This is a genomic window from Streptomyces sp. CA-181903, from assembly GCF_050937075.1.
Taxonomy (GTDB): domain Bacteria; phylum Actinomycetota; class Actinomycetes; order Streptomycetales; family Streptomycetaceae; genus Streptomyces.
In genome coordinates, this window is record NZ_JBNJLY010000001.1 from 3,449,642 (window position 1) to 3,473,791 (window position 24,150).

Sequence of the window (24,150 nt, forward strand, 5' to 3'; positions counted from 1 at the left end):
CACGAGGGAGGTCCGAAGCAGTGACCAGCCAGGTCAGCAGCCCGGCCGAACAGGCCGAACCAGCCGAACAGCAGCCAGGCTTCTCCCCGCCCGGGGCCGGGGACGAGTCGTCGCGCCTCACCGGGCAGCGCGCCTCCGCGCCCGAGGCGGGCTCGGGCGGCAAGGAGGTCCGCCGCCTGGACCGGGTGATCATCCGTTTCGCGGGTGACTCCGGTGACGGTATGCAGCTCACGGGTGACCGTTTCACGTCCGAGACGGCCTCGTTCGGCAATGACCTGTCGACCCTGCCGAACTTCCCCGCCGAGATCCGGGCGCCCGCGGGAACCCTGCCGGGCGTCTCCTCGTTCCAGCTGCACTTCGCCGACCACGACATTCTCACCCCCGGCGACGCCCCGAACGTCCTGGTCGCGATGAACCCGGCCGCGCTCAAGGCCAACATCGCGGACGTCCCGCGCGGCGCGGAGATCATCGTCAACACCGACGAGTTCACCAAGCGCCCGATGGCCAAGGTCGGCTACGCCACGAACCCGCTGGAGGACGGCTCGCTGGACGCCTACAACGTCCACCCCGTCCCCCTGACGACGCTGACGATCGAGGCGCTCAAGGAGTTCGGGCTCTCCCGCAAGGAGGCCGAGCGCAGCAAGAACATGTTCGCGCTGGGGCTGCTGTCGTGGATGTACCACCGGCCGACGGAGAACACCGAACGGTTCCTGCGGAAGAAGTTCGCGAAGAAGCCGCAGATCGCCGAGGCGAACGTCGCCGCGTTCCGAGCGGGGTGGAACTTCGGTGAGACGACGGAGGATTTCGCGGTCTCCTACGAGGTCGCCCCGGCGGCGTCCGCGTTCCCGGCCGGTACCTACCGCAACATCTCGGGGAACCTGGCGCTGTCGTACGGGCTGATCGCCGCTTCCCGTCAGGCGGATCTGCCGCTGTACCTGGGCTCGTACCCGATCACTCCGGCCTCCGACATCCTGCACGAGCTGTCGAAGCACAAGAACTTCGGGGTGCGCACCTTCCAGGCGGAGGACGAGATCGCGGGGATCGGTGCGGCGCTGGGGGCGGCGTTCGGCGGGTCGCTGGCGGTGACGACGACGTCCGGTCCCGGGGTGGCGTTGAAGTCGGAGACGATCGGGCTCGCGGTCTCCCTCGAACTGCCGCTGCTGATCGTGGACATCCAGCGTGGTGGCCCCTCGACCGGTCTGCCGACCAAGACCGAGCAGGCGGACTTGTTGCAGGCGATGTACGGGCGCAATGGTGAGGCGCCGGTGCCGGTGGTGGCGCCGAAGACGCCGGCCGACTGTTTCGACGCCGCCCTGGACGCGGCGCGGATCGCGCTGACCTACCGCACGCCGGTCTTCCTGCTCTCCGACGGCTACCTGGCCAACGGCTCGGAGCCGTGGCGGATCCCGGAGCCGGACGAACTGCCCGATCTGCGGGTGCAGTTCGCGACCACGCCCAACCACGAACTGGCCGACGGCACCGAGGTGTTCTGGCCGTACAAGCGCGACCCCGCCACGCTGGCCCGCCCCTGGGCGGTGCCGGGGACGCCGGGGCTGGAGCACCGCATCGGCGGGATCGAGAAGCAGGACGGCACGGGCAACATCTCCTACGACCCGGCCAACCACGACTTCATGGTCCGCACCCGCCAGGCGAAGATCGACGGGATCGCGGTCCCCGACATCGAGGTGGACGACCCCGCGGGCCAGGCCCGCACCCTGGTGCTGGGCTGGGGTTCGACCTACGGTCCGATCACCGCGGCCGTACGCCGCGTCCGCGCCGCCGGCGCCCACGTCGCCCAGGCGCACCTGCGTCACCTCAACCCCTTCCCGCGCAACCTGGGCGAGGTCCTCGGCCGCTACGAGAGAGTCGTGGTGCCGGAGATGAACCTCGGCCAGCTCGCCCTGTTGCTGCGCGCCAGGTATCTGGTGGACGTGCGCTCCCACACCCAGGTCAGCGGCATGCCGTTCAAGGCCGAGCAGCTCGCCACCGTGCTCAAGGAGGCCATCGATGTCTGAGGCGCTGAAGCTGGTGCCCAAGGCGGAAGCCAAGCAGTCCATGAAGGACTTCAAGTCCGACCAGGAAGTGCGCTGGTGCCCGGGCTGCGGCGACTACGCCATCCTCGCCGCCGTGCAGGGGTTCATGCCCGAACTGGGCGTCGCCCGGGAGAACATCGTCTTCGTCTCCGGCATCGGCTGCTCCTCCCGCTTCCCGTACTACCTCAACACCTACGGGATGCACTCCATCCACGGCCGCGCCCCCGCCATCGCCACCGGGCTCGCCACCTCCCGCCGCGACCTTTCGGTGTGGGTGGTCACCGGTGACGGCGACGCGCTCTCCATCGGCGGCAACCACCTCATCCACGCGCTGCGCCGCAACGTCAACCTCAAGATCCTGCTGTTCAACAACCGGATCTACGGGCTGACCAAGGGCCAGTACAGCCCCACCTCCGAGGTCGGCAAGATCACCAAGTCGACGCCGATGGGGTCGCTGGACGCGCCCTTCAACCCCATCTCGCTGGCGATCGGCGCGGAGGCGTCATTCGTCGCCCGCACCATCGACTCCGACCGCAAGCACCTGACGGAGGTGCTGCGCCAGGCCGCCGACCACCCGGGCACGGCGCTGGTGGAGATCTACCAGAACTGCAACATCTTCAACGACAACGCCTTCGAGGCGCTGAAGGACAAGGAGCAGGCGCAGGAGGCGGTGATCCGGCTGGAGCACGGGCAGCCGATCCGCTTCGGCGCGGAGCTGTCCAAGGGCGTCGTACGCAACGCCGCGACCGGCGACTTGGAGGTCGTCGAGGTCACACCCGAGAACGAGGCCCAGATCCTCGTCCACGACGCCCACTCCACCTCCCCGACCACCGCGTTCGCACTCTCGCGGCTCGCCGACCCCGACACGCTGCACCACACGCCCATCGGCGTGCTGCGCAGCGTGCAGCGGCCGGTCTACGACACGCTGATGGCCGACCAGTTGGAGACGGCCGTGGAGCAGCGGGGCAAGGGGGACCTCGCCGGACTGCTCGCGGGGGGCGACACCTGGACGGTGGTCGGGTAGGGGATCCCCAGCCCCGCCCTTTCACCGTTTCTTCCAGGGCTGCGCCCCGGACCCCGGCAGCGCGGCTTCACCGCGAGGCCCTCAGACGCCGGACGGGCCATTCAGCCCGTCCGGCGTCTGGGGACAACCGCGCGGAGCGCGGCTTCCGGGGGTGCGGGGGCCGGCCCCCGCAAGAAACGGAGAAAGGGCGGGACCGGGGCACCACCAAACGAGTGCCCCCACCGCGTCGGGCCCGCCCGCCCCCACGACGGCCCGCTGTCATAGGGGCATGGCCGAAGCCGACGTCCCCCTTCCCCCGACCGCCTCCGCTACCGCGTGAAACGCGCCCTCCTCGGCCCACCCCTGGTGACGGAGCGCCTCGCACAGGAGAAGCTGTCCAACCCGTTGGCCCTCGGCGTCCTCGCCTCCGACTGCATCTCGTCCACCGCGTACGGCTCGGAGGAGATGCTCCGCATCCTCGTCCCGGTGGCCGGAGTCGCCGCGTTCACGCTACTGCTGCCGGTGACCGGGGCGATCCTCCTCGTCCTGCTGCTGGTGACGCTGGCCTACCGCGACGTCGTGTCCGTCTACACCCGGGCCGGCGGCTCGTACGTCGTCGCCCGGGAGAACCTGGGGCCGCGCGTCGCGCAGATCGCGGCCGTGGCGCTGCTGGTGGACTACACGGTCACGGTCGCCGTGCAGACCGCCGCCGGCACGGACGCGCTGATCTCGCTCGCCCATCTGGCCGGCCACGGCTACCACGGCATCGACCACCTCAAGCTGCCGCTCACGGTCGCCGTCGTGGTGCTGCTGATGTACGGGAATCTGCGCGGGCTCCGTGAGGCGGGCCGGGCGTTCGCGCTCCCTGCGTATCTGTTCATGGCGGCGGTGGCGCTGCTGCTGGTCGCCGGGCTGGTCCGGTGGCTGGTGACCGGCGGGCTGCCGCACGCCGACACGGCGGCGCGCGGTGCCGTACCGCTGGGCACGGCGGGGCACGGCTGGCTGTACGGCGCGTCGCTGTTCATCGTGCTGCGCGCGTTCGCGAACGGCGGTTCGTCGCTCACCGGCCTGGAGGCGATCTCCAACGGCGTGTCCGCGTTCCGTCCCCCGCAGGGCCGCAACGCGCGCCGCACCCTCACCGTGATGAGCGTGATCCTCGGGATCATGGTGTCCGGCGTCTCGGCGCTGGCCCACTTCACGCACGCCATCCCGTACGAGGACGGCAACCCGACCGTCCTCGCCCAGGAGGCGCACCTGGTCTTCGGCGACGGCCGGGCGGGGACGGCGGGGCTGGTGTTCGTCCAGCTCGCCACCGCGCTGATCCTCTACACCGGCGCCAACACACCGTTCACCGGCTTCCCCTTCCTCGCCAGCTTCGTCGCCGAGGACCGCTTCCTGCCCCGCCAGCTCACCCGGCGCGGCCACCGCCTCGCCTTCTCCAACGGCATCATCTGCCTCACCGTCGTCTCGCTGGCGCTGCTGCTCCTCACCGGCGGCAATGTCGACAAGCTGGTCGCGCTGTACGCGATCGGCGTCTTCACCGGCTTCACCATGGCGGCCGCCGGGATGACCGCGCACCACCTGCGCTCGTCCGGACCGGGCCGGCGGGCGAAGGTCGGGGTGAACCTCGCCGCCGCCGTCGTCTCGGCCCTGGTGGTGCTGATCTTCGCGATCACCAAGTTCACGGAGGGCGCGTGGCTGGTGGTCGTGGTCTTCCCGCTCGGCGTGTGGGCGCTGATCCGCATCAACCGCCACTACCGGACGGAGGCGGCGGTGCTGGAGAACGTCCCCGCCTTCACCACCGGCGGGCCGCACTGGCGGCGGCACCTGGTGTACGTCCTGGTCGACAGCCTCGACCTGGCCGCCGTCAAGGCGCTGCGGTACGCGCACGAGCTGCGGCCGGACGAGGTCCGCGCCCTGCACTTCGTCATCGACGAGGCCCGGGCGCGGCGGCTGGCCGCCCGCTGGGAGGCGACGCCCGGCACGAACGTCCCGCTGGAGCTGATCGACTGCCCGGACCGCCGGCTCCGGCACGCCGTCCTCGAACTCGCGGCCCGGACCACCTCCGACGGGTCGACCGCGCTGACCCTGCTCGTCCCCCGGCGGATGTACTCGACGCCGCTCGGCCGGCTCCTGCACCGCAACACGGGCGAGCAGATGGCGCGGACGCTGGAGCAACTGCCCGACGTGGTCGTCACCATCCTGCCGTTCGACGTCTCCCGGGCGGTGGAGCGGCTGCGGGGGCGCTACGGCCGGGGTCGTCCCGCCCGTCGGCGCCGTCATGACCGTCATTCGGTACGGACATGACAGGCACCCCCGGACGGCGTTACCTTCGCGAGGTCGTCGTCGCACCGCCGGGAGGGATCCGTGAAGCCGGACACGCAGCAGAACGAGACGCGCACGGGGTTCCTGTGCGGTCTCGCCGCCTACGCGATCTGGGGGCTGTTCCCCCTGTACTGGCCGCTCCTGGAGCCGGCCGGGGCGTTCGAGATCCTGGCGCACCGGATGGTGTGGTCCTTGGTGACGGTCGTGGCCGCGCTCGCCCTCACGCGGCGCTGGGCCTGGATACCCCCGCTGCTGCGGCAGCCGAAGCGGCTCGGGATGATCGCGCTGAGCGCCGCGACGATCTCGGTGAACTGGGGCATCTACATCTGGGCCGTCAACGCGGGCCATGTGGTCGAGACGTCGCTCGGCTACTTCATCAACCCCCTCGTCGTCATCGCCCTCGGCGTCGTCGTCCTGCGCGAACGGCTGCGGCCCGCGCAGTGGGCGGCCGTCGGCGTCGGCGCGGCGGCGGTGATCGTGCTGGCGGTGGGCTACGGCAAGCTGCCGTGGATCGCGCTGGGCATCTCGGCGTCGTTCGGCACCTACAGCCTCTTCAAGAAGCAGGTGGGGCTGGGCGGACTGGAGTCGATGGCCGCCGAGACGGCCGTCCAGTTCCTGCCCGCGCTCGGCTTCCTGATCTTCCTCGGCGCGGACGGCAAGAGCACGTTCGCGAGCGAGGGCACGGGGCATCTGCTGCTGCTCCTGGCCTCCGGCGCGATCACCGCGCTGCCGCTGGTGTCGTTCGGCATGGCGGCGGTCCGGCTTCCCCTGTCCGTCCTGGGCATGCTCCAGTACCTGGCCCCGATCTTCCAGTTCGCCCTCGGCCTCGCCGTCTTCCACGAGTCGATGCCGCCGGAGCGGTGGGCGGGCTTCGCGCTGGTGTGGCTGGCGCTGGCCATGCTGACCTGGGACGCGATGCGCTCGGCGCGGGCGACGCGGGTGGAACTGGCGGCGGCCCGGGAGCGGGCGGCGGCGGAGGTGGTGGGGTCCGACGGGCCGGGTGTCACGGCGGGCGCCACGGCCCCGGCGGAGCGGACGCGGCCGGAGGCCGCCGTGGAGGCTGCGGCGGGTGTCGCGGGCGAGCCGGATGGGGCGGCGGGGGGCGGCGGGGTGTGAACGGATGGGCGGGGGCGGCGCCTGGCTCTACGATCTGGAGCCTGAGAACGCTGCCCGTGCGCTCAACGCACAGCCCTGGAGGCCGGTTTGCTACGAAACAGCCCGAATGCCGGGATCTGCGACAGTGAGTAAAAACCGGCCTGCCACTACTTAAACGCGCAGGTCACGCCCTGTGATCCCCGCGCACGCGGGGGTGGTCCCCCTTCGCAGTGACATGCTTTGAATCGGGCAAGTGGTCCCCGCGCACGCGGGGGTGGTCCCGCAGGAACAGGGTCGGCGCCCCGGGGCCCGGTGTGGTCCCCGCGCACGCGGGGGGGTGGTCCCACCCGCCCGAGCGCTTCCAGGGCGAAGGCGTCGTGGTCCCCGCGCACGCGGGGGTGGTCCCTACGGTCCGGTCACCATCGCGGGCAAGTCGCTGTGGTCCCCGCGCGCGGGGCCCCCGCCCGATATCCGGATACCGAACCCCCCTGTCCGAATTCCGCCCTTGACGCATCTCCGAAAACCCCTTGAACATCATGGGCACGTCAAAAGGACGGGAGCCCCCCATGCTTGATGTCCAAGGTCCCAGCCTGCCCACCAGCCCCCGAAGACGCCGCCGTTCCGCCGCTCTCCTCGCGTGCGGCGCGGCCGCGGCGGCGACGCTCATCGGCGTGTCTCCGTCGCTCGCGGCGCCGGTCACGACAGTGACCAGAGCGGCGAAAGCCGACGCGCCCGAGATACCCGCCGCCAACGTCAAGGCGCACCTCAACCAGCTCCAGTCGATAGCCAACGCCAACAGCGGCAACCGGGCCCACGGCCGCGCCGGCTACAAAGCGTCGCTCGACTACGTCAAGTCGAAGCTGGACGCGGCCGGTTACAAGACGACCGTGCAGCAGTTCACCACCAGCGGCGCGACCGGCTACAACCTGGTCGCCGACTGGCCCGGCGGGGACGCGAACCACGTCGTGTTCGCCGGGGCGCACCTCGACTCGGTCAGTGCGGGGCCGGGGATCAACGACAACGGGTCCGGGTCCGCCGGGATCCTCGAAGTGGCGCTCACCGTGGCCAAGTCCGGCTACAAGCCCGACAAGCACCTGCGGTTCGGCTGGTGGGGTGCGGAGGAGCTGGGCATGCGCGGCTCCTCGTACTACGTCAACCAACTGCCGTCCACCGAGCGGTCGAAGATCGACGCGTATCTGAACTTCGACATGATCGGCTCGCCCAACCCCGGCTACTTCGTCTACGGCTACGACGCCTCGCTGAAGAGCCTCTTCGAGGACTGGTTCGCCGCCCGGCAGATCGCCACCGAGGTCGACACCGAGGGCGACGGGCGCTCGGACCACGCGCCGTTCCAGCAGGCGGGCATCCGCGTGGGCGGCCTGTTCAGCGGTGCGGACTACATCAAGACCGACGAGGAGGCCCGCAACTGGGGCGGGACGGCCGGCAAGGCGTTCGACAGCTGCTACCACCGCTCGTGCGACACGATCGCGAACCTCGACGACAAGGCGCTCGGCACCAACAGCACCGCCATCGCGGGCGCCGTCTGGAAGCTGAGCGGCGGCGGGTCCACCAACCCGCCCACCGGCACCAGCTTCGAGAGCAAGACGCCGGTCGCCATTCCCGACAACGGTCCGGCCGTCGAGTCCCCGATCGCCGTCAGCGGCCTCACCGGCAACGCACCGGCCGCGCTCAAGGTGTCCGTGGACATCACGCACACCTACCGCGGCGACCTCACCGTGGACCTCGTCGGACCGAGCGGGCGCACGTACCGGCTGAAGTCCTCCAGCGCCAACGACTCGGCCGCCGACGTCGTCGCCACCTACACGGTCGACGCCTCGTCCGAGACCGCCAACGGCACCTGGAAGCTCCGCGTCCAGGACGTCGCCGCCCAGGACAGCGGCACCGTCAACAGCTGGAAGCTCACCTTCTGAGCCCTGCGGCGCGGAGCGGGTCCGGACCCCGGCCCGCTCCGCGCCGTCACGCCGTCACGCCGTCACGTCCTTCGCCGTGAAGCGGGCCCACGCCGCCGACCCGAACACCGCCGCGTACAGCGCCTGGAGGCCCAGGTTCCGTCCGATCTGGTCCCAGTACACCGGGTCCCGGAGCAGGTCGGAGAAGCTCAGCCAGTAGTGCGGGAACAGATACGGCTGGATCGTGTGCAGCTGCGGGAACTGGTCCAGGATCTGCACCGTAATCAGCAGCCCCACCGTCGTCGCCATCGCCGCGATGCCGCTGCCGGTGAGGGTCGAGACGAACAGGCCGAGCGCCGCGACGCCGATCAGCGACGCGGCCACCACCCCGGCGATGGCCACGCCGCGCAGCAGCCCGTCGCCGAAGGACACCGTCGTCCCGCTGATCAGCGTGACGTCGCCCAGTGGGAAGAGGAGCGCGCCCACCAGCAGCGCGGAGCAGGCGACGACGAGGGTGGCGGCGAGGCAGAAGACGACCGTGGCGGTGAACTTCGCGAGCAGCAGCCGGCTGCGGCCGGCCGGGGCGACCAGCAGATAGCGCAGGGTGCCGCTGCCCGCCTCGCCGGCGATCGAGTCCCCGGCGATCACGCCGATGGCCATCGGCAGGAAGAAGGGGAGCGTCGCGGCGAGCGACGCGAAGACGAGGAAGAGGCCGTTGTTGGTGACCTGGCTGACGAAGGCGGGGCCGTCGCCGCGCCCGCCACCGAACGAGCCGTCCCCGTCGCTCGTCTCGATCTTGACCGCGATGCCGACCAGCACCGGCACGGCCGCGAGCACCCCCAGCAGCGCCAGCGTGCGCCAGCGCCGGAAGACGGTGGTGATCTCGTTGCGGAACAGGGACAGCCGCCACACAGCGCGCGGCGGTCGGACGGCGACGGTCGCGGGGGCCGTCCCGGGCTCAGCCCGCGACATCGAAGCCCTCCCCGGTGAGCGCGACGAACGCGTCCTCCAGCGAGACCCGTTGGGTGCCGAACGAGCGCACCCGGACGTCCGCCCGGACCAGGGCCGCGTTGAGGTCCGCGAGGTCGGGCGGCGGGGTACCGGTGGGCAGTTCGCCGGTGACGCGGTCGTCGGCGACCGCCAGATCGTTCACGCCGTGCTCCTTGAGGACGCGGACCGCGTCCGCCGTGTCGGGGGTGGTGACGGCCAGCCGGCCGCGGGTGGACGAGGCCAGGTCGGCGACCGTGCCCTGGGTGAGCAGCCGGCCGCGCGCCATCACCGCGGCGTGCGAGCACACCTGCTCGATCTCGTCGAGGAGGTGGGAGGAGAGGAAGACGGTCGTGCCCTCCGCGGCCAGCCCCCGCACCAGGGACCGGATCTCGCGCATGCCCTGCGGGTCGAGACCGTTGGTCGGCTCGTCCAGGACCAGCAGTTCGCGCGGCTGGAGCAGCGCGGCGGCCAGGCCGAGCCGCTGCTTCATGCCGAGCGAGTAGGCGCGCGCCTTCTTCCCCGCCGCCCCCGCCAGACCCACCCGCTCCAGGGCGTCCGCCACCCGGGCGGCGCGCGTGCGCGGGTCGGCGGTGGGGTCGGCGGCGTCGTACCGGACGAGGTTGTCCCGGCCGGACAGGAACCCGTACAGCGCCGGGCCCTCGATGAGGGCCCCCACCCGGGGCAGCACCCGGCCGCCGGTCCGGGGCATCGGCTCGCCGAGCACCCGGGCCTGCCCCGACGTGGGCTCGATCAGCCCCATGAGCATCCGGATCGTCGTCGTCTTGCCCGAACCGTTGGGGCCGAGGAAGCCGAAGACGCTGCCGCGCGGCACGACGAGGTCGAGGCCGTCCACCGCGAGCTGCCCGCCGCGGTAGCGCTTGGTCAGCCCCCGCGTCTCGATGACCGGCCCGGGGGCGGGGGCAGGCGTGGGGCCGGGGGCAGGCTCGGGGCCTGGCATCGCCGCCTCGGGCCCGGGGTGCGTCATCGGCGCGGCACCCGTCATCGGCGCGGGGTCCGGCATGGGCTTCGCCTCGGGCTGCGGCACGGACTTCGCCCCAAGCTTCGGCGCGGGCTCCGGCGCGGGCTTCGCCCCCGCTCCCGACCCCGCTCCCGACCCCGCCTCCGGTTCCGTCCCCGGTTCCGTCACAGGCCCCTCTCCCCTCCCCCGTACCGCCCGCGCGCCCTACCTCGTCCCTGCCGCGGCCCTACCGCGTCTTCCGGCCGCTACCGGTTGGCGTCCGCGGCCTTCAGCAGCGCTTCCTTGGTGACCGCACCCGCGTACACCTTGCCGTCGTCCGTCAGCAGCACGTTCACCAGGCGGGTGCTGACCATCCTGCCGGAGCCGAACGAGCCCGTGACCTTGCCGGCGAAGCTGTCGAACAGCTTCTCCGCGTCCTTGGCGTGCGCCCCGCCCGCGTGGGCACCGCCCTTCGGGCCGACGCCCTTGCCGGACCCCATGGCCCCGGCGCCCGCACCGTCGCCCATGCCCTTGCCGGCGTCGAGTTCGGCGATCGTCGCCCAGCCGGTGCCCGTCGTCTTCGGGGCGGACGCGGCGTCCGTGCCCGGGGCGGCCGGGAGGCGGCCCTTGCCGTGGTCGTCCGTACCGTGGCCGGCGCCCTTGCCCTGCGATCCCTCGGTCACCTTCGCCCCCTTGGGCGGAGTGAACGAGAAGGTGGACGCGCTCGGCCGGTCGAAGGAGACCTTGGTGAAGGCCACGTCGACGGCCGCCTTGCCGCCGCCCTTCGGGGTGACCGTGAACTTCAGCGGGACGCCGTTCTTCGCGTCCACGGCTATCCGCACCGATCCGATCGTCGACTCGCTCTGCTTGGGCGTGAGGGTCAGCCGGTAGGCGTCCCGTCCGGCCACCTTGGCCGTGCCGTCGACGGCCACGTCCGTGGTGCCCTGCGCCGCGGCGAGGGTCTTCCTCGCCAGCTCCTGCGGGGAGGCGTCGGCGAGCCCGTCGGGGAGCTTGTGTTCCTTGCCCGCACCGGCCGCGCCCTTGGGCGCCGTCGCGTGGTACGCCGTGTTGCTGCCGCTGTCGTACGCCCAGACCTGCTGCCCGTTGCGGACGAGGCTGTACTCCGCGGCGCGTTCGACGATCGACACCCGCTGCTTGTCCGGGCCGTCCGCCGCGACGCGCAGCGTGTGCGAGCCGGAGGCCAGTTCCGTCAGCTTGCCGGCCGGGTTGGCGTCGCCCTTGTGCTCGCCGCCGGCCTTCCCCATCGCCCCGCCGAGCGAGACACCGGACGGGAGGGAGGGCAGGCCGAGGTCGGTGGTGACGCGGACGGAGCCGGAGAGCTGCTGTACGTCCGAGGCGGCGACCTTGGCCAGCAGGTCCTGTGCGCTGATCTTCGGCAGGTCGGGGTCGCCCGAGGTGGCGAGGGCCGAGCCGATGCCGATCGTGGCGGCGGCGACCCCGGCCACCGCGACGGGGACCGCGTAACGGACGGCCTTGCGGCGGCCGGCCCCCGAGGGCCCGGTGGCCCCGGCCGGCTCGTGGCCGTCGGCGCCGGGTGTCGGTTGGTTCCGTGCCATGTGCTCTACCTCCGTCGTCTGCGGCGGTCTCTCGCGTCGTGCACTCGTCCATCCCCTGGCTCATGTGGCCCGACCGCTCGGTGGGGGCGCCGGAGTCGGGAGGACTGCCCTCCCGCACGACTCCGTCCATTCCACCAACGCACGGTGCTCCGGTCATCAGCCGCCGGGCTCAACTCACGGTACCTCTCGGGTATGACAAGCCCTAGGGGACGAACCACCGGGAGGATGAGCGGGGTTCTCCCCGGCGACCGGCCGTGCACGGCCCGGCGGACCGTCCGGACCGGGCACGTCCGTCCGGAAGACCGCAACATCGTGCTCACGACTACCGGTTGAGCACGCCCGTTTCATCCCGGTTGGGGGACGTGGGTACGGACCGGTGCCCACCGGCCCCACCCGTCACCCGGTGGCCGGTTCGCGTCGCCCGTCTCGGGCGGCCGGTTCCCGCCGGTCGCCGAAACCGTCCCGGAAGCCACTCCGATGTGCCTCGGAAGCCCCCCGAGAACCGCCCGGCAGCCGCCCCCGGGCTGTCGGCCCAGAACCGTCGGCCCGGACCGTCGGCCGACCGTTTCCTCAACCGCCCGGACCATCAGCCGCCCGGTTCCTCGGCCACCCGGGCCCGTCAACCACCCGGTTCCTCGGCCACCCGGACCCGTCGGCCATCCGATTCCCCGGTCACCCCGGACCCGTCAATCACCCGGTCCCGCGGCCGCCCGGACCCGTCGGCCGCCCGGACCCGTCAGCCCGCGCGGTGCACGACCGCGTCGCAGAGCTCCTCCAGCGCGGCCCTGGCCGGGCACTCGGGCAGCGGCGCGAGCGTGGCGCGCGCCTCCTCGGCGTAGCGGACGGTGTCGCGGCGGGCCTGCTCCAGGGCCGGGTGGGCGCGCAGCCTGCGGAGTACCTCGGCGAGCCGGCCGTCGTCGGCGAGATCGCCGTCGAGCAGGGCGCAGAGCTCCAGGTCGTCCGGGTCGCCGGTGGCCTCGGCGCGGGCCCGCAGGTGCAGGACGGGGAGGGTGGGGATGCCCTCGCGCAGGTCGGTGCCGGGGGTCTTGCCGGACTCGTGGGAGTCGCTCGCGATGTCGAGGACGTCGTCGGCGAGCTGGAAGGCGGCGCCGAGCCGCTCGCCGTAGTGGGTGAGGGTCTCCACGACGCGCTCGTCAGCGCCGGACATCATGGCGCCGTAGCGGCCGGAGACGGCGATCAGCGAGCCCGTCTTGCCGCCGATGACGTCGAGGTAGTGCTCGATCGGGTCGCGCCCGTCGAGCGGGCCCGCGGTCTCCAGGATCTGGCCCGTCACCAGGCGTTCGAACGCCTCGGCCTGGATCCGGACGGCCTCGGGGCCGAGGTCGGCGAGGATCCAGGAGGCGCGGGAGAAGAGGAAGTCGCCGGTGAGGACGGCCAGGGAGTTGCCCCAGCGGGCGTTGGCGCTGGGCGCTCCGCGGCGCATGTCCGCCTCGTCCATGACGTCGTCGTGGTAGAGGGTCGCGAGGTGGGTGAGCTCGACGACGACGGCCGAGGGCACGACGCCGGGCGCGTACGGGTCGCCGAACTGGGCGGCGAGCATCACCAGCAGCGGCCGGAAGCGCTTGCCCCCCGCGCGGACGAGGTGCTGCGCGGCTTCGGTGATGAAGGGCACACCGCTCTTGGTGGCCTCCAGGAGGCCCTCCTCGACAGCGGCCAACCCGGCCTGGACATCGGCTTCAAGAGCCTGGTCCCGCACGCTCAGCCCGAAGGGCCCGACGACGGTCACGAGGGGTACTCCTGTCTGCCTGCGATCACGGGGATTGTCGATGTGTCGCTGTCTTCACCAAAAGTCAGCGTATCCGGTCGGTTGTGGATCACCGTGGGCGGCTGCCCGAACAGCGGCCCGCCACCGACCCTCCCCGGGGCGTTTTGTCCCCTTCTCCGCGGCTTCCCTTCGACCGTTTCCCGGCCGTTTTCCGGACCGCTCCCCGGCCCCTTCGAGCCGCCCCCGGCCCATACCGGCCGCCCCCGCCCGTCGAAAAGGGGCCGGACGGGCCGGAATCAGCCTGTCCGGCGGATGGACGGAGAGGGGAGGGCGGCCGGGTGGGAACGGGCGGGCGCGCACCGGCGGCGACCAGAAACGGAATTGTCGATTCCGGAGCTGTTTCCGACCCCGGCACCGGCGTCGGTACCGAAGCCGGTGCCCGTTCCGAAGCCGACGTCGATCCCCGAGCCCGTACTGATCCACAAGCCGATTCCGATTCCGAAGCCGGTACCGATCCCGAAGCCGACGCCGATCCCGAAGTCGGTGCCGATCCGGGCGCCGGTGCCGATCCGGGCGCCGGACCCCGCCTCCGCGGAACCGGCGTGACGAGCGGTGCCCCCTGCGGGGGACACCGCCCGGCGACCCCGACCCTGACCCCGACCCCAGCCCTGACCCTGGCCCCGCCCCCGCCCCCGCGATCACGATCCGTCAGAGCGTCGCCACCGCTCGTGCCAGGCGCGGCGACGCGTACGCCGTCCCGCAGACGAACCGCATCACCGGGCCGTAGCTCGCCGCCGCCGGCAGGCCGGTGAAGAAGAGGCCGGGGACCGACGAGTGGTAGCCCGCGCCGAGGCGGGGACCGCCGGCGCTCGCCGCCAGCCGGGCGCGGACGCTGTCCCCGAGGAAGTCCAGGGCGCCCAGGTCGACCCCGTAGCCCGTGGCGGCGATCACATGGTCGGCGGCGAGCTCGCTCTCCGGCCCGCCGGCGGTCTCCGCGAGCGTCAGCACCGGCCGGCCGTCGACCAGCCGGGCCCGGACGACCCGCTTGCCCTCGGTGACCTGCACCCGGCCCACGAAGCGCTCGCGCAGCCACCAGGCGCCGAGCGGCCCGAGCACCCGGCGGACCAGGTACGCGCGGGTCCGCGGGGGCAGCCGGCGGAAGCCGTCCGCGTGGTACGAGAACGCGTACAGCGACCAGGCCCGCCCGAACGGGGTGTCCGGCTTCAGCGGCGACTGCCCGTCCGGCGCCGCCCCGAAGCGGACCGCCCCGCGCCGCCGGGCCACGACCCGCACCGAGGCGGCGCCCGCCTCCGCGAGCAGCACGGCGGTCTCCAGCGCCGACTGCCCGGCGCCGATCACGGCGACGTGCCGGCCCGCGAAGCCGGACAGGTCGCGGTGGTGCGAGCTGTGCGAGAACGGGACGCCCTCGGCCGGCCCGCCGGGCACCGCCGCGGCCAGTTCGGCGGGGACCCGGGCCAGTCCGCTCAGCCCGGTGGCCACCACGACCGCGCGGGCGGCGAACTGCTCGCCCGAGTCCAGCTTGAGCTCGAACCCAGGGCCGCCCTGCCGCCGTTCCACGGACTTCACCCGCACCTGTTCCAGCCCCGGCACCAGCCGCCGCTGGAACCACTGCCCGTACGCCGCGAAGGTCTCGACGGGGATGACGTCCCAGTCGGACTCGTAGCGCCGCTCCCCCGCGTCCAGGCAGTAGTCGAGCAGGGTGTGGCCGGGCTGCGGGGCGTCGATGTCCGAGGCCGAGGGGGTGGATTTGAGCAGCATCCCGGCGGGCATCTGCTCCCGCCAGCTCACCATCGGCGAGCCGAAGACGCGCGTCGGGACGCCGCGCGCCTTCAGATGGGCCGCGGTCGAGAGGCCGTACGGGCCGGCCCCGATGACTGCTACCGGAAGTGTCACGAGTCCCCTCCCAGGGCGTCTACCGGTCCGCGAGGCGCTCACGGGGCCGGTCTGCTGCGTCGCTTCCGCGCACGCGGTGCGTACGCGGACCGTGCGAGGCGGGTGCGACCGCTGGGGTGCGGGAGTCGCACGGGGCGGGTACGGGCGCCGGGGACGCGCACGGGCCCTCGCTCACCCGGGCCCAGCACTCCTCACGCGGGCGACGGGAAGCGCCTGCCCCGCCCCCGTCACCCCACCCCGACCGCCCGTCGCCCCCGTCGTCACCCCGCCCCGGCCGCCCGTAGCCACCCCCGCCGCCATCCCGCCACGGCCGCCTGAAGCCACCCCGCCGTCACTCCGTCCGCTCGGCCACCGCCGCCGGGGCGGCGGGCGTCGACCGGGCGGCGGCCGCGTGGGCCCGGCGCCGGGAGCGCCACAGCTGCCACAGGTGTCTCGTCCCGGGCCGGACGAGCCGGGCGAGCATGGTCAGGAACGGCTTCATGTCGTCCCGCGCCGCCCACGCCAGCTCCGTGCCGTTGGCGCGGGCGGGGGCGTGCGGGGTGGTGTAGCCGCTGCGCCGGTAGGCGGCCAGCGCGGGCAGATCGATGTTCTCGACGACGAACCGCCGGCCGGCGAGCTGCTCGCCCTCCGGGACCGGCCGCCCGGTGAGGTCGAGGTGCTGGGCGCGGACGACGTCTATGCCCGCCTCGTTCTCGAACAGGCGGAACTGGGCGCCCATCCGGGGGTTGAAGTCCAGCAGCTTGTACCGGCCGTCACGGCGGTCGAACCGCCAGTCGAGGTCGACGATGCCGCAGAAGCCGATCTGTTTGATGAACTGGGCCGTCATCGCGGCCAGTTCGGGATTGTCGACGACGTAGGCGTTGGCGGTCATGCCCGCGTGCGGCGGCCAAGAGCGCACCTTCACGCCGGTGAACAGGGCGCGCGGCACGCTGTCGGCGTCGAAATAGGCGTGGACGATCCAGTCCTCGGCCTCCTCGCGCGGCAGGTACTCCTGGAGGATCACCCCCGGCTGGGGCCCCCAGTCGCGGGCCAGCTCCAGCAGCCGGCGGGCGTCGGCGATCCGCGTCGTCCCGGCCACGGCCGGCCTGCGGCGGCGCTCGAACGCCTCGCGGTTCTTGGCCACCAGCGGGAAGACGGCGGTGGCCGCGTACTTCTCGATCTCCTCGTAGGTGGCGGGGAACAGTGTCGTCGGGGCCGGCACCCCGTGCTCCACGCACAGCTCGTACAGCCCCTGCTTGCTCGCCAGTCGCCGTGGCAACTCCCGTTCCACCGGCGGGAAGAGGTACGGGCCGGCCAGCGTGTCCGCGTGCTCGGCGATGAGCACGGCCGCCTCCTCGTCGGTGGGCAGCAGCACGGTGGGACGGCCGATCCGCTCGGCTATCCGGAGCAGGCCCGCCACCAGCTCCCCGGCCCCTTCGGTGCCGGTCGTCGGCCAGACGAATCCGGCGTTCAGATAACGCGAGACGGCCGCCGGGGTCCACCGGTCCTCGGTGATGGCGTACATGGGTACGCCGAGTCTTCCGAGGCTGCGGATCGCACCGACGCCGCCGTGGTGCAGGGGATAGTCACCGAACTTCACGATCAACCCGGGCACTGACCCGTCCGCCGATACGGACGCGCTCCTGCTCGCCACCAGCTCCCCCCTCGGCCACCCCGCCCTCAGCGGCCCCCCACTGTGTGTGACCCGACTTAGGACGCTACTTCGGAATCATCGCCTCCAGCAAGGAGTTACCGGACATTGCCCTACCTTTTCCCCGCATTGGAACACCGTTTCCCGAAGCGGGAACGCCCCTCGAACAGCTCTTGCCCGTCGGCCGTCAACCCGTAATGTGAGGGTCCCGTGCATCCGAGGTGCATGACACGCATCCCGGCATGCGTCCCGAGTGCATCCCGACATGCATTCCGACGTGCATCCCGACGTGCATTCCCAGTGGAGAAGGCGAGGACGCGAGACCCATGCCCCAGCACAGCCCCCACGAACTGCCCGAAGGAGACCCCTTCGGCGCGGACGCGCTCCCCTATGGCGTCTTCACCACCCCGGACGCTCCCGAGCGCCCGCGGATCGGCGTGCGCTACGGCGCGTACGTCCTCGACGCGGCGACCGCCGCCGCCGAGCGCGGGTCGGCGTACGCCGATCTGCTCGACCAGCCCGTGCTCAACCCGCTGATGGCCGCCGGACGCCCGGTCTGGCAGGCCGTACGCGCGGAGATCCGCGGCATGCTCGACGACGGCACCCTGCCCGGCGGGCACGCCCACCCGCTGGACGAGGTGACCCTGCACCTGCCGTTCGAGGTCGCGGACTACGTCGACTTCTACGCGAGCGAGCACCACGCGACCAACGCGGGCCGCATCTTCCGCCCCAACGGCCAGGCACTGCCGCCCAACTGGAAGCATCTCCCCATCGGCTACCACGGCCGCGCGGGAACGGTCGTCGTCTCCGGCACGGACGTCGTACGCCCCCAGGGGCAGCGCAAGGCGCCCGACGAGGACCTCCCCTCGTTCGGCCCGTCCCGCCGGCTCGACATCGAGGCCGAGGTCGGCTTCGTCGTCGGCACCCCGGCGCCCGCCCGGACGCCCGTACCGCTGGGCGCCTTCCGCGACCACGTCTTCGGCGTCTGCCTCGTCAACGACTGGTCCGCGCGCGACATCCAGTCCTGGGAGTACGTGCCGCTCGGCCCCTTCCTCGGCAAGTCCTTCGCCACGTCGGTCTCCGCCTGGATCACCCCCCTCGAAGCCTTCGACACGGCCCGCGTCGCGCCGCCGGCCCGCGACTTCCCGCTGCTCCCGTACCTCGACGACTCCGACGCGCCCGAGCCCGGCGGCATCGACATCCGCCTGGAGGTCCGCATCAACGACGAGGTCGTCGCCCGCCCGCCCTTCTCCGCCATGTACTGGACGGCGGCGCAGCAGCTCGCCCATATGACGGTGAACGGCGCGTCCCTGCGCACCGGCGACTTCTACGCGTCCGGAACGGTGAGCGGCCCGGAGCCGGACCAGCTCGGGTGCCTGCTCGAAATCACGGCGGGCAAGGGCCCGTTCCTCGCGGACGGCGACGAGGTCGTGATCACGGCTTGGGCGCCGGGGCGCGACGGGGCGCGCATCGGACTGGGTGAGGTCGCGGGGCGCGTGCTTCCGGCCGGGGGCCGGTAAGGGGCCCCATCCCCGCCCCTTCACCGTTTCTTGCGGGGGCTTCGCCCCCGCACCCCCCGCAACCGCGCTCCGCGCGGTTGTCCTCAAACGCCGGACGGGCTGAATTCAGCCCGTCCGGCGTTTGAGGACGAGCGGCGAAGCCGCGATAAAGGGGGTCTGGGGCGCAGCCCCAGGAATCGGCGAAGGGGCGGGACCGGGGCACAGCCCGCCGCAGGCGCTCCTACCGCACGAACACCCCCGCATCCCCCGCCAGTTCCAGGAAATACTGCGGCGCCACCCCCAGCACCAAGGTCACCACGACCCCCACCCCGATCGCCACCGTCGTCAAAGCGCTCGGTACGGCGACCGTAGGTCCGTCCGCTCGCGGCTCGTTGAAGAACATCAACACGATCACCCGGATGTAGAAGAACGCGGCGATGGCCGACGACACCACACCCACGATCACCAGCGGAGTGCCCCCGCTCTCGGCCGCCGCCTTGAAGACCGCGAATTTTCCGGCGAAGCCGCTGGTCAGCGGGATGCCGGCGAAGGCGAGCAGGAAGACCGCGAAGACGGCGGCGACGAGCGGCGAACGCCGTCCGAGGCCGGCCCACTTCGACAGTTGCGTCGCCTCGCCGCCGGCGTCCCGCACCAGCGTCACGACGGCGAACGCGCCCAGCGTGACGAAGGAGTAGGCGGCCAGGTAGAAGAGGACGGACGAGACGCCGTCGGGGCTGATGGCGATGACGCCGGCGAGGATGAAGCCGGCGTGGGCGATGGAGGAGTAGGCGAGGAGCCGCTTCACGTCGGTCTGGGTGACGGCGACGATCGCGCCGACCAGCATCGTCAGGATGGCGACGCCCCACATGACCGGCCGCCAGTCCCAGCGCAGGCCGGGCAGGACGACGTAGAGCAGCCGCAGGAGGGCGCCGAAGGCGGCGACCTTGGTGGCCGCGGCCATGAAGCCGGTGACGGGCGTGGGGGCGCCCTGGTAGACGTCGGGGGTCCACATGTGGAAGGGCGCGGCGCCGACCTTGAAGAGGAGGCCCATGAGGACCATCGCGCCGCCGATGAGCAGCAGCGCGTCGTTGCCGGTGGAGGAGGCGAGGGCCGGGGAGACGGTGCGGACGGTGCCGTTGACGACGTCGGCGATGCCCGCGTAGGTGACCGTGCCGGCGTAGCCGTAGAGCAGGGCCACGCCGAACAGCAGGATGGCCGAGGAGAAGGCGCCCAGGAGGAAGTACTTGACCGCCGCCTCCTGGGAGAGCAGCCGCTTGCGGCGGGCCAGCGCGCACAGGACGTACAGCGGGAGGGAGAAGACCTCCAGCGCGACGAAGAGTGTCAGCAGGTCGTCGGCCGCGGGGAACACCAGCATGCCGGCGACCGCGAACAGCAGCAGCGGGAAGACCTCGCTGGTGGTCCAGCCGGCCTTCACCGCTTCCTGTTCGGCGTCGCCGCCGGGGACGGCGGCGGCCTGGGCGGCGAAGGAGTCGACGGGGCGGCCGTGTGTGGCGGGGTCGAGCCGGCGTTCGGCGAAGCCGAGGGCGGCGACCAGGGCGACGAGGAGGATCGTGCCCTGGAGGAAGAGGGCCGGGCCGTCGACGGCGACCGCGCCCATCGCCGCCACGTGCGCCTTGCCGGTGGCGTAGCCCTTGGCGGCGAGGGCGACGACGGCCGCGAACGCGGCGGCGAGCCCGACGACGGTGACGGCCACCTGGGCGAGGTGGCGGGACCGGCGCGGCAGGAACGCCTCCGCGAGGACGGCCACCACGGCGGCGCCGAGGACGATCAGCACCGGTGAGAGCTGGGCGTACTCGATGTGCGGTGCGGGGATCTTCCTGGGGGCGTCGGCGAGGACCGCCGACGCGGACGAGTCTGTCCACAGGCTGTGGACGGCGGCTGCTCGGCTCACTTCGCGCCCTCCGCGGTGCTCACCCGGACATCGGGCCGGGGGTCGGTCTTGTGGACCTGGGACATGGTGTGTTCGACGGCGGGGTCGAGGATCCGCGTCACCGGCTTCGGGTAGACGCCCAGGAAGAGGAGCAGGGCGATCAGCGGGGTGACGACGACCAGCTCCCGGGCCTTCAGGTCGGGCATGCCGCGCACCGGTTCCTTCACCGGCCCGGTCATGGTGCGCTGGTACAGCACGAGGACGTAGAGCGCGGCGAGGACGATGCCGACGGTGGCGACGGCGCCCGCCACCGGGTACCGGCTGAACGTGCCGACCAGGACGAGGAATTCGGAGACGAACGGCGCGAGGCCGGGCAGCGACAGGGTGGCCAGCCCGCCGATGAGGAAGGTGCCCGCGAGGACCGGGGCGACCTTCTGCACCCCGCCGTAGTCGGCGATGAGCCGCGAGCCCCGGCGGCTGATCAGGAAGCCGGCGACCAGCATCAGCGCGGCCGTGGAGATTCCGTGGTTGACCATGTAGAGGGTGGCGCCGCCCTGGCCCTGGGTGGTCATCGCGAAGACGCCCAGGATGATGAAGCCGAAGTGCGAGAGCGAGGCGTAGGCGATCAGCCGCTTGATGTCGCGCTGGGCGACGGCGAGCAGGGCGCCGTAGAGGATGCTGATCAGCGCCAGCACGATGATCACCGGGGTGGCCCACTTGGACGCGCCGGGGAAGAGCTGGAGGCAGAACCGCAGCATCGCGAAGGTGCCGACCTTGTCGACCACGGCGGTGATCAGGACGGCGACGGGCGCGGTGGCCTCGCCCATGGCGCCGGGCAGCCAGGTGTGCAGCGGCCAGAGCGGCGCCTTGACGGCGAAGGCGAAGAAGAAGCCCAGGAATAGCGCGCGTTCGGTGACGGTGGCGAACTCCAGCTTGCCCGCGGCCCGGGCCTGGACGATCTCCTGGAGGGAGAACGTGCCGGTGCCGAGCTGGTCGGCGGTGACCGCGTACAGCCCGACCACCGCGGCCAGCATGACGAGCCCGCCGGCGAGGTTGTACAGCAGGAACTTCACGGCCGCGCGGGAGCGGCGGGCCGCCGCCTCGCCCGCGTCGGCCGGTTCCCCGGTCCGGTCCCCGAAGCCGCCGATGAGGAAGTACATCGGGATGAGCATGGCTTCGAAGAAGACGTAGAAGAGGAAGACGTCGGTGGCCTCGAAGGAGATCACCACCATCGCCTCGACCATGAGGATCAGGGCGAACAGGCCCTGGGTGGGCCGCCAGCGGCGGTCGGCCGCCGCGGTCTCCAGCGGCTCGGCGTCGTGCCAGCCGGCCAGCATGACGAAGGGGACGAGCAGTGCCGTCAGGGCGACGAGGACCACGCCGATGCCGTCGACGCCCAGTTCGTAGCGGACCCCGAAGTCCGCGATCCAGGCGTGGGATTCGGTGAGCTGGAACGCGTTCCCGTCCGGGTCGAAGCGGGCCAGCTGGACGGCGGCCAGGGCGAGTGTGGCGAGGGAGAAGGTCAAAGCGAGCCATTTGGCCGCCCCTCGGCGCGCGGCCGGGACCGCGGCGGTGACCACCGCGCCCACGGCGGGGACCGCGGCGGTCGCGGTGAGCAGGGGAAATGACATGATCAAACCGCCCTCATCAGCAGGGTCGCGGCGATCAGCACCGCCGCGCCGCCGAACATCGAGACCGCGTACGACCGCGCGTAGCCGTTCTGCAGCCTGCGCATCCGGCCGGAGAGTCCGCCGACGGTGACGGCGGTCCCGTTGACGGCGCCGTCCACCACCGTGCGGTCGATCGCCTCCAGGCCCCGGGTCAGCTGTTCGCCGCCGCGGACGAGGACGATGTGGTTGAAGTCGTCCTGGAGGAGATCGCGGCGGGCCGCCCGGGTGAGCAGCGAGCCGCGCGGCGGGGTGACGGGGACGGGCTTGCGGCCGTACTGGAACCAGGCGAGCGCGACGCCGACGACGAGGACGGCCATGGTCGCCCCGGTGACGGTGAGCGCGCCGACCGGGGAGTCGCCCTCCTCGTGCCCGGTGACGGGCTCCAGCCACTTCAGGAAGGTGTCGTTGAGGGTGAACAGGCCGCCCGCGAAGACCGATCCGACGGCGAGCAGGATCATCGGGATCGTCATCGACTTCGGCGACTCGTGCGGGTGCGGGAGCTCCCCGGCGCCGTGCGTCCCGTCGCCGTGCTTCTCGGCGGCGGGCTCGGCGCTGGGCGCGTCCGGCGAGGGGGCCGGGGCCCACCGCTTCTCGCCGAAGAACGTCATGATCATCACGCGGGTCATGTAGTACGCGGTGATGGCCGCGCCGAGCAGGGCCGTGCCGCCGAGGATCCAGCCCTCGGCGCCGCCCTTGGCGAAGGCCGCCTCGATGATCTTGTCCTTGGAGAAGAAGCCGGAGAGACCGGGGAACCCGATGATGGCGAGGTAGCCGAGCCCGAAGGTGACGAAGGAGACCGGCATGTACCGCCAGAGGCCGCCGTAACGGCGCATGTCCACCTCGTCGTTCATGCCGTGCATGACCGAGCCGGCGCCGAGGAAGAGCCCGGCCTTGAAGAAGCCGTGGGTCACCAGGTGCATGATCGCGAAGACGTAGCCGATCGGGCCGAGGCCGGCGGCGAGCACCATGTAGCCGATCTGCGACATCGTCGAACCGGCCAGCGCCTTCTTGATGTCGTCCTTCGCGCAACCGACGATCGCACCGAAGAGGAGGGTGACCGCCCCGACCGTGACCACGGCCAGCTGGGCGTCCGGCGCCCCCTCGAAGATCGCCCCGGATCGGGTGATCAGGTAGACGCCGGCGGTCACCATGGTGGCCGCGTGGATCAGGGCCGAGACCGGGGTGGGGCCCTCCATGGCGTCCCCGAGCCAGCTCTGCAGCGGCACCTGGGCCGACTTGCCGCAAGCTGCCAGCAGCAGCATCAGGCCGATGGCGGTGAGCTTGCCCTCCCCCGCCCCGTCGGCCCCGGTGAGCACCGGGTCGAAGGCGAAGGTGCCGAACGTGGTGAACATCAGCATGATCGCGATGGACAGTCCGACGTCGCCGACGCGGTTGACGAGGAACGCCTTCTTGGCGGCGGTCGCGGCGCTCGGCTTGTGCTGCCAGAAGCCGATCAGCAGGTAGGACGCGAGGCCGACGCCCTCCCACCCGACGTACAGCAGCAGGTAGTTGTCGGCCACGACGAGCAGCAGCATCGCGGCGAGGAAGAGGTTCAGGTAGCCGAAGAAGCGGCGGCGCCGCTCGTCGTGCTCCATGTACCCCACGGAGTAGAGGTGGATCAGCGTGCCCACGCCCGTGATCAGCAGGACGAAGGTCATGGACAGCTGGTCGAGGTGGAAGCCGACGTCGGCGCGGAAGCCGCCGACCGGCACCCACCGGAAGACGGTGACGTCCAGCGCGCGGTCGTCGGCGTTCCGGCCCAGCATGTCGGCGAAGAGCACCGCGCCGAGGGCGAAGGAAGCGGCCGCGAGCAGGGTGCCCAGCCAGTGCCCGGCGCGGTCCAGGGCCCGTCCGCCGCAGAGCAGGATCCCCGCCCCCAGCAGGGGCGCGAGGACGAGCAGTCCGATGAGGTTCTCCATTGGCGGCGTC

The 24,150-nt window shown here is 72.2% G+C and carries 16 protein-coding genes; 7 read left to right on the forward strand and 9 right to left on the reverse strand.

What is annotated here, in order from left to right:
* The first annotated feature begins 20 nt into the window (after window positions 1-20).
* The 5 genes from ACQEVS_RS15430 (at window position 21) to ACQEVS_RS15450 (ending at window position 8,387) form a co-directional block, all read left to right on the forward strand.
* Window positions 21-2,015: a 2-oxoacid:acceptor oxidoreductase subunit alpha gene (locus ACQEVS_RS15430; RefSeq protein ID WP_433020718.1), complete on the forward strand. Its 1,995-nt coding sequence runs from the start codon at window positions 21-23 to the stop codon at window positions 2,013-2,015.
* Window positions 2,008-3,057 (forward strand): 2-oxoacid:ferredoxin oxidoreductase subunit beta, encoded by a 1,050-nt coding sequence (locus tag ACQEVS_RS15435; RefSeq protein ID WP_433020721.1) that lies wholly within the window; start codon window positions 2,008-2,010, stop codon window positions 3,055-3,057. Before ACQEVS_RS15430 ends, ACQEVS_RS15435 begins: the two co-directional genes overlap by 8 nt.
* A gap of 315 nt (window positions 3,058-3,372) precedes the next feature.
* On the forward strand, window positions 3,373-5,343 hold the full coding sequence (locus ACQEVS_RS15440) for an APC family permease (RefSeq protein ID WP_433020724.1): 1,971 nt from the start codon (window positions 3,373-3,375) through the stop codon (window positions 5,341-5,343).
* Between the two features lie 60 nt (window positions 5,344-5,403).
* Entirely contained in the window at window positions 5,404-6,477 is a 1,074-nt protein-coding gene (gene rarD / locus ACQEVS_RS15445; RefSeq protein WP_433020727.1) for an EamA family transporter RarD, read from the forward strand.
* A gap of 545 nt (window positions 6,478-7,022) precedes the next feature.
* A complete protein-coding gene (locus ACQEVS_RS15450; protein WP_433020730.1) occupies window positions 7,023-8,387 on the forward strand; it encodes a M28 family metallopeptidase in 1,365 nt (454 codons plus the stop codon).
* A gap of 54 nt (window positions 8,388-8,441) precedes the next feature.
* Here the strand turns inward: ACQEVS_RS15450 and ACQEVS_RS15455 are convergent, their stop codons facing one another.
* The 4 genes from ACQEVS_RS15455 to ACQEVS_RS15470 form a co-directional block, all read right to left on the reverse strand.
* Window positions 8,442-9,338 carry an ABC transporter permease gene (locus ACQEVS_RS15455; protein WP_433020734.1) on the reverse strand — a complete coding sequence of 299 codons (897 nt, stop codon included), beginning with the start codon at window positions 9,336-9,338 and terminating at the stop codon, window positions 8,442-8,444.
* Window positions 9,325-10,314, reverse strand: a complete 990-nt coding sequence (locus tag ACQEVS_RS15460) for an ATP-binding cassette domain-containing protein (RefSeq protein WP_433027566.1) — start codon at window positions 10,312-10,314, stop codon at window positions 9,325-9,327. Before ACQEVS_RS15460 ends, ACQEVS_RS15455 begins: the two co-directional genes overlap by 14 nt.
* Before the next feature lie 266 nt (window positions 10,315-10,580).
* Window positions 10,581-11,891: a LolA family protein gene (locus tag ACQEVS_RS15465; protein WP_433020737.1), complete on the reverse strand. Its 1,311-nt coding sequence runs from the start codon at window positions 11,889-11,891 to the stop codon at window positions 10,581-10,583.
* A 736-nt stretch (window positions 11,892-12,627) separates the two neighbouring features.
* Complete coding sequence (locus tag ACQEVS_RS15470) at window positions 12,628-13,638, reverse strand: polyprenyl synthetase family protein (RefSeq protein ID WP_004941721.1); 1,011 nt, start codon at window positions 13,636-13,638, stop codon at window positions 12,628-12,630.
* 360 nt (window positions 13,639-13,998) lie between these two features.
* Between ACQEVS_RS15470 and ACQEVS_RS15475 the strand changes: the two genes are divergently transcribed.
* Window positions 13,999-14,223, forward strand: a complete 225-nt coding sequence (locus ACQEVS_RS15475) for a hypothetical protein (protein ID WP_433020741.1) — start codon at window positions 13,999-14,001, stop codon at window positions 14,221-14,223.
* 102 nt (window positions 14,224-14,325) lie between these two features.
* On the opposite strand, the gene ACQEVS_RS15480 is transcribed toward ACQEVS_RS15475, so the two are convergent.
* Both ACQEVS_RS15480 and ACQEVS_RS15485 read right to left on the reverse strand, forming a co-directional pair.
* On the reverse strand, window positions 14,326-15,531 hold the full coding sequence (locus ACQEVS_RS15480; protein ID WP_433020744.1) for an FAD-dependent oxidoreductase: 1,206 nt from the start codon (window positions 15,529-15,531) through the stop codon (window positions 14,326-14,328).
* A gap of 331 nt (window positions 15,532-15,862) precedes the next feature.
* Window positions 15,863-17,125 (reverse strand): ATP-grasp domain-containing protein, encoded by a 1,263-nt coding sequence (locus ACQEVS_RS15485; RefSeq protein ID WP_433020747.1) that lies wholly within the window; start codon window positions 17,123-17,125, stop codon window positions 15,863-15,865.
* Between the two features lie 362 nt (window positions 17,126-17,487).
* Between ACQEVS_RS15485 and fahA the strand changes: the two genes are divergently transcribed.
* Window positions 17,488-18,681: a fumarylacetoacetase gene (fahA, locus tag ACQEVS_RS15490; RefSeq protein WP_433020750.1), complete on the forward strand. Its 1,194-nt coding sequence runs from the start codon at window positions 17,488-17,490 to the stop codon at window positions 18,679-18,681.
* Between the two features lie 220 nt (window positions 18,682-18,901).
* On the opposite strand, the gene nuoN is transcribed toward fahA, so the two are convergent.
* The 3 genes from nuoN to nuoL are packed head-to-tail and all read right to left on the reverse strand — an operon-like array spanning window position 18,902 to window position 24,140.
* Window positions 18,902-20,572, reverse strand: a complete 1,671-nt coding sequence (nuoN, locus tag ACQEVS_RS15495) for an NADH-quinone oxidoreductase subunit NuoN (RefSeq protein ID WP_433020753.1) — start codon at window positions 20,570-20,572, stop codon at window positions 18,902-18,904.
* Window positions 20,569-22,182 carry an NADH-quinone oxidoreductase subunit M gene (locus ACQEVS_RS15500; protein WP_433020756.1) on the reverse strand — a complete coding sequence of 538 codons (1,614 nt, stop codon included), beginning with the start codon at window positions 22,180-22,182 and terminating at the stop codon, window positions 20,569-20,571. The genes nuoN and ACQEVS_RS15500 overlap by 4 nt, the downstream gene beginning before the upstream one ends.
* A 2-nt stretch (window positions 22,183-22,184) precedes the next feature.
* Window positions 22,185-24,140, reverse strand: a complete 1,956-nt coding sequence (nuoL, locus tag ACQEVS_RS15505; RefSeq protein ID WP_433020759.1) for an NADH-quinone oxidoreductase subunit L — start codon at window positions 24,138-24,140, stop codon at window positions 22,185-22,187.
* Window positions 24,141-24,150: the final 10 nt, after the last annotated feature.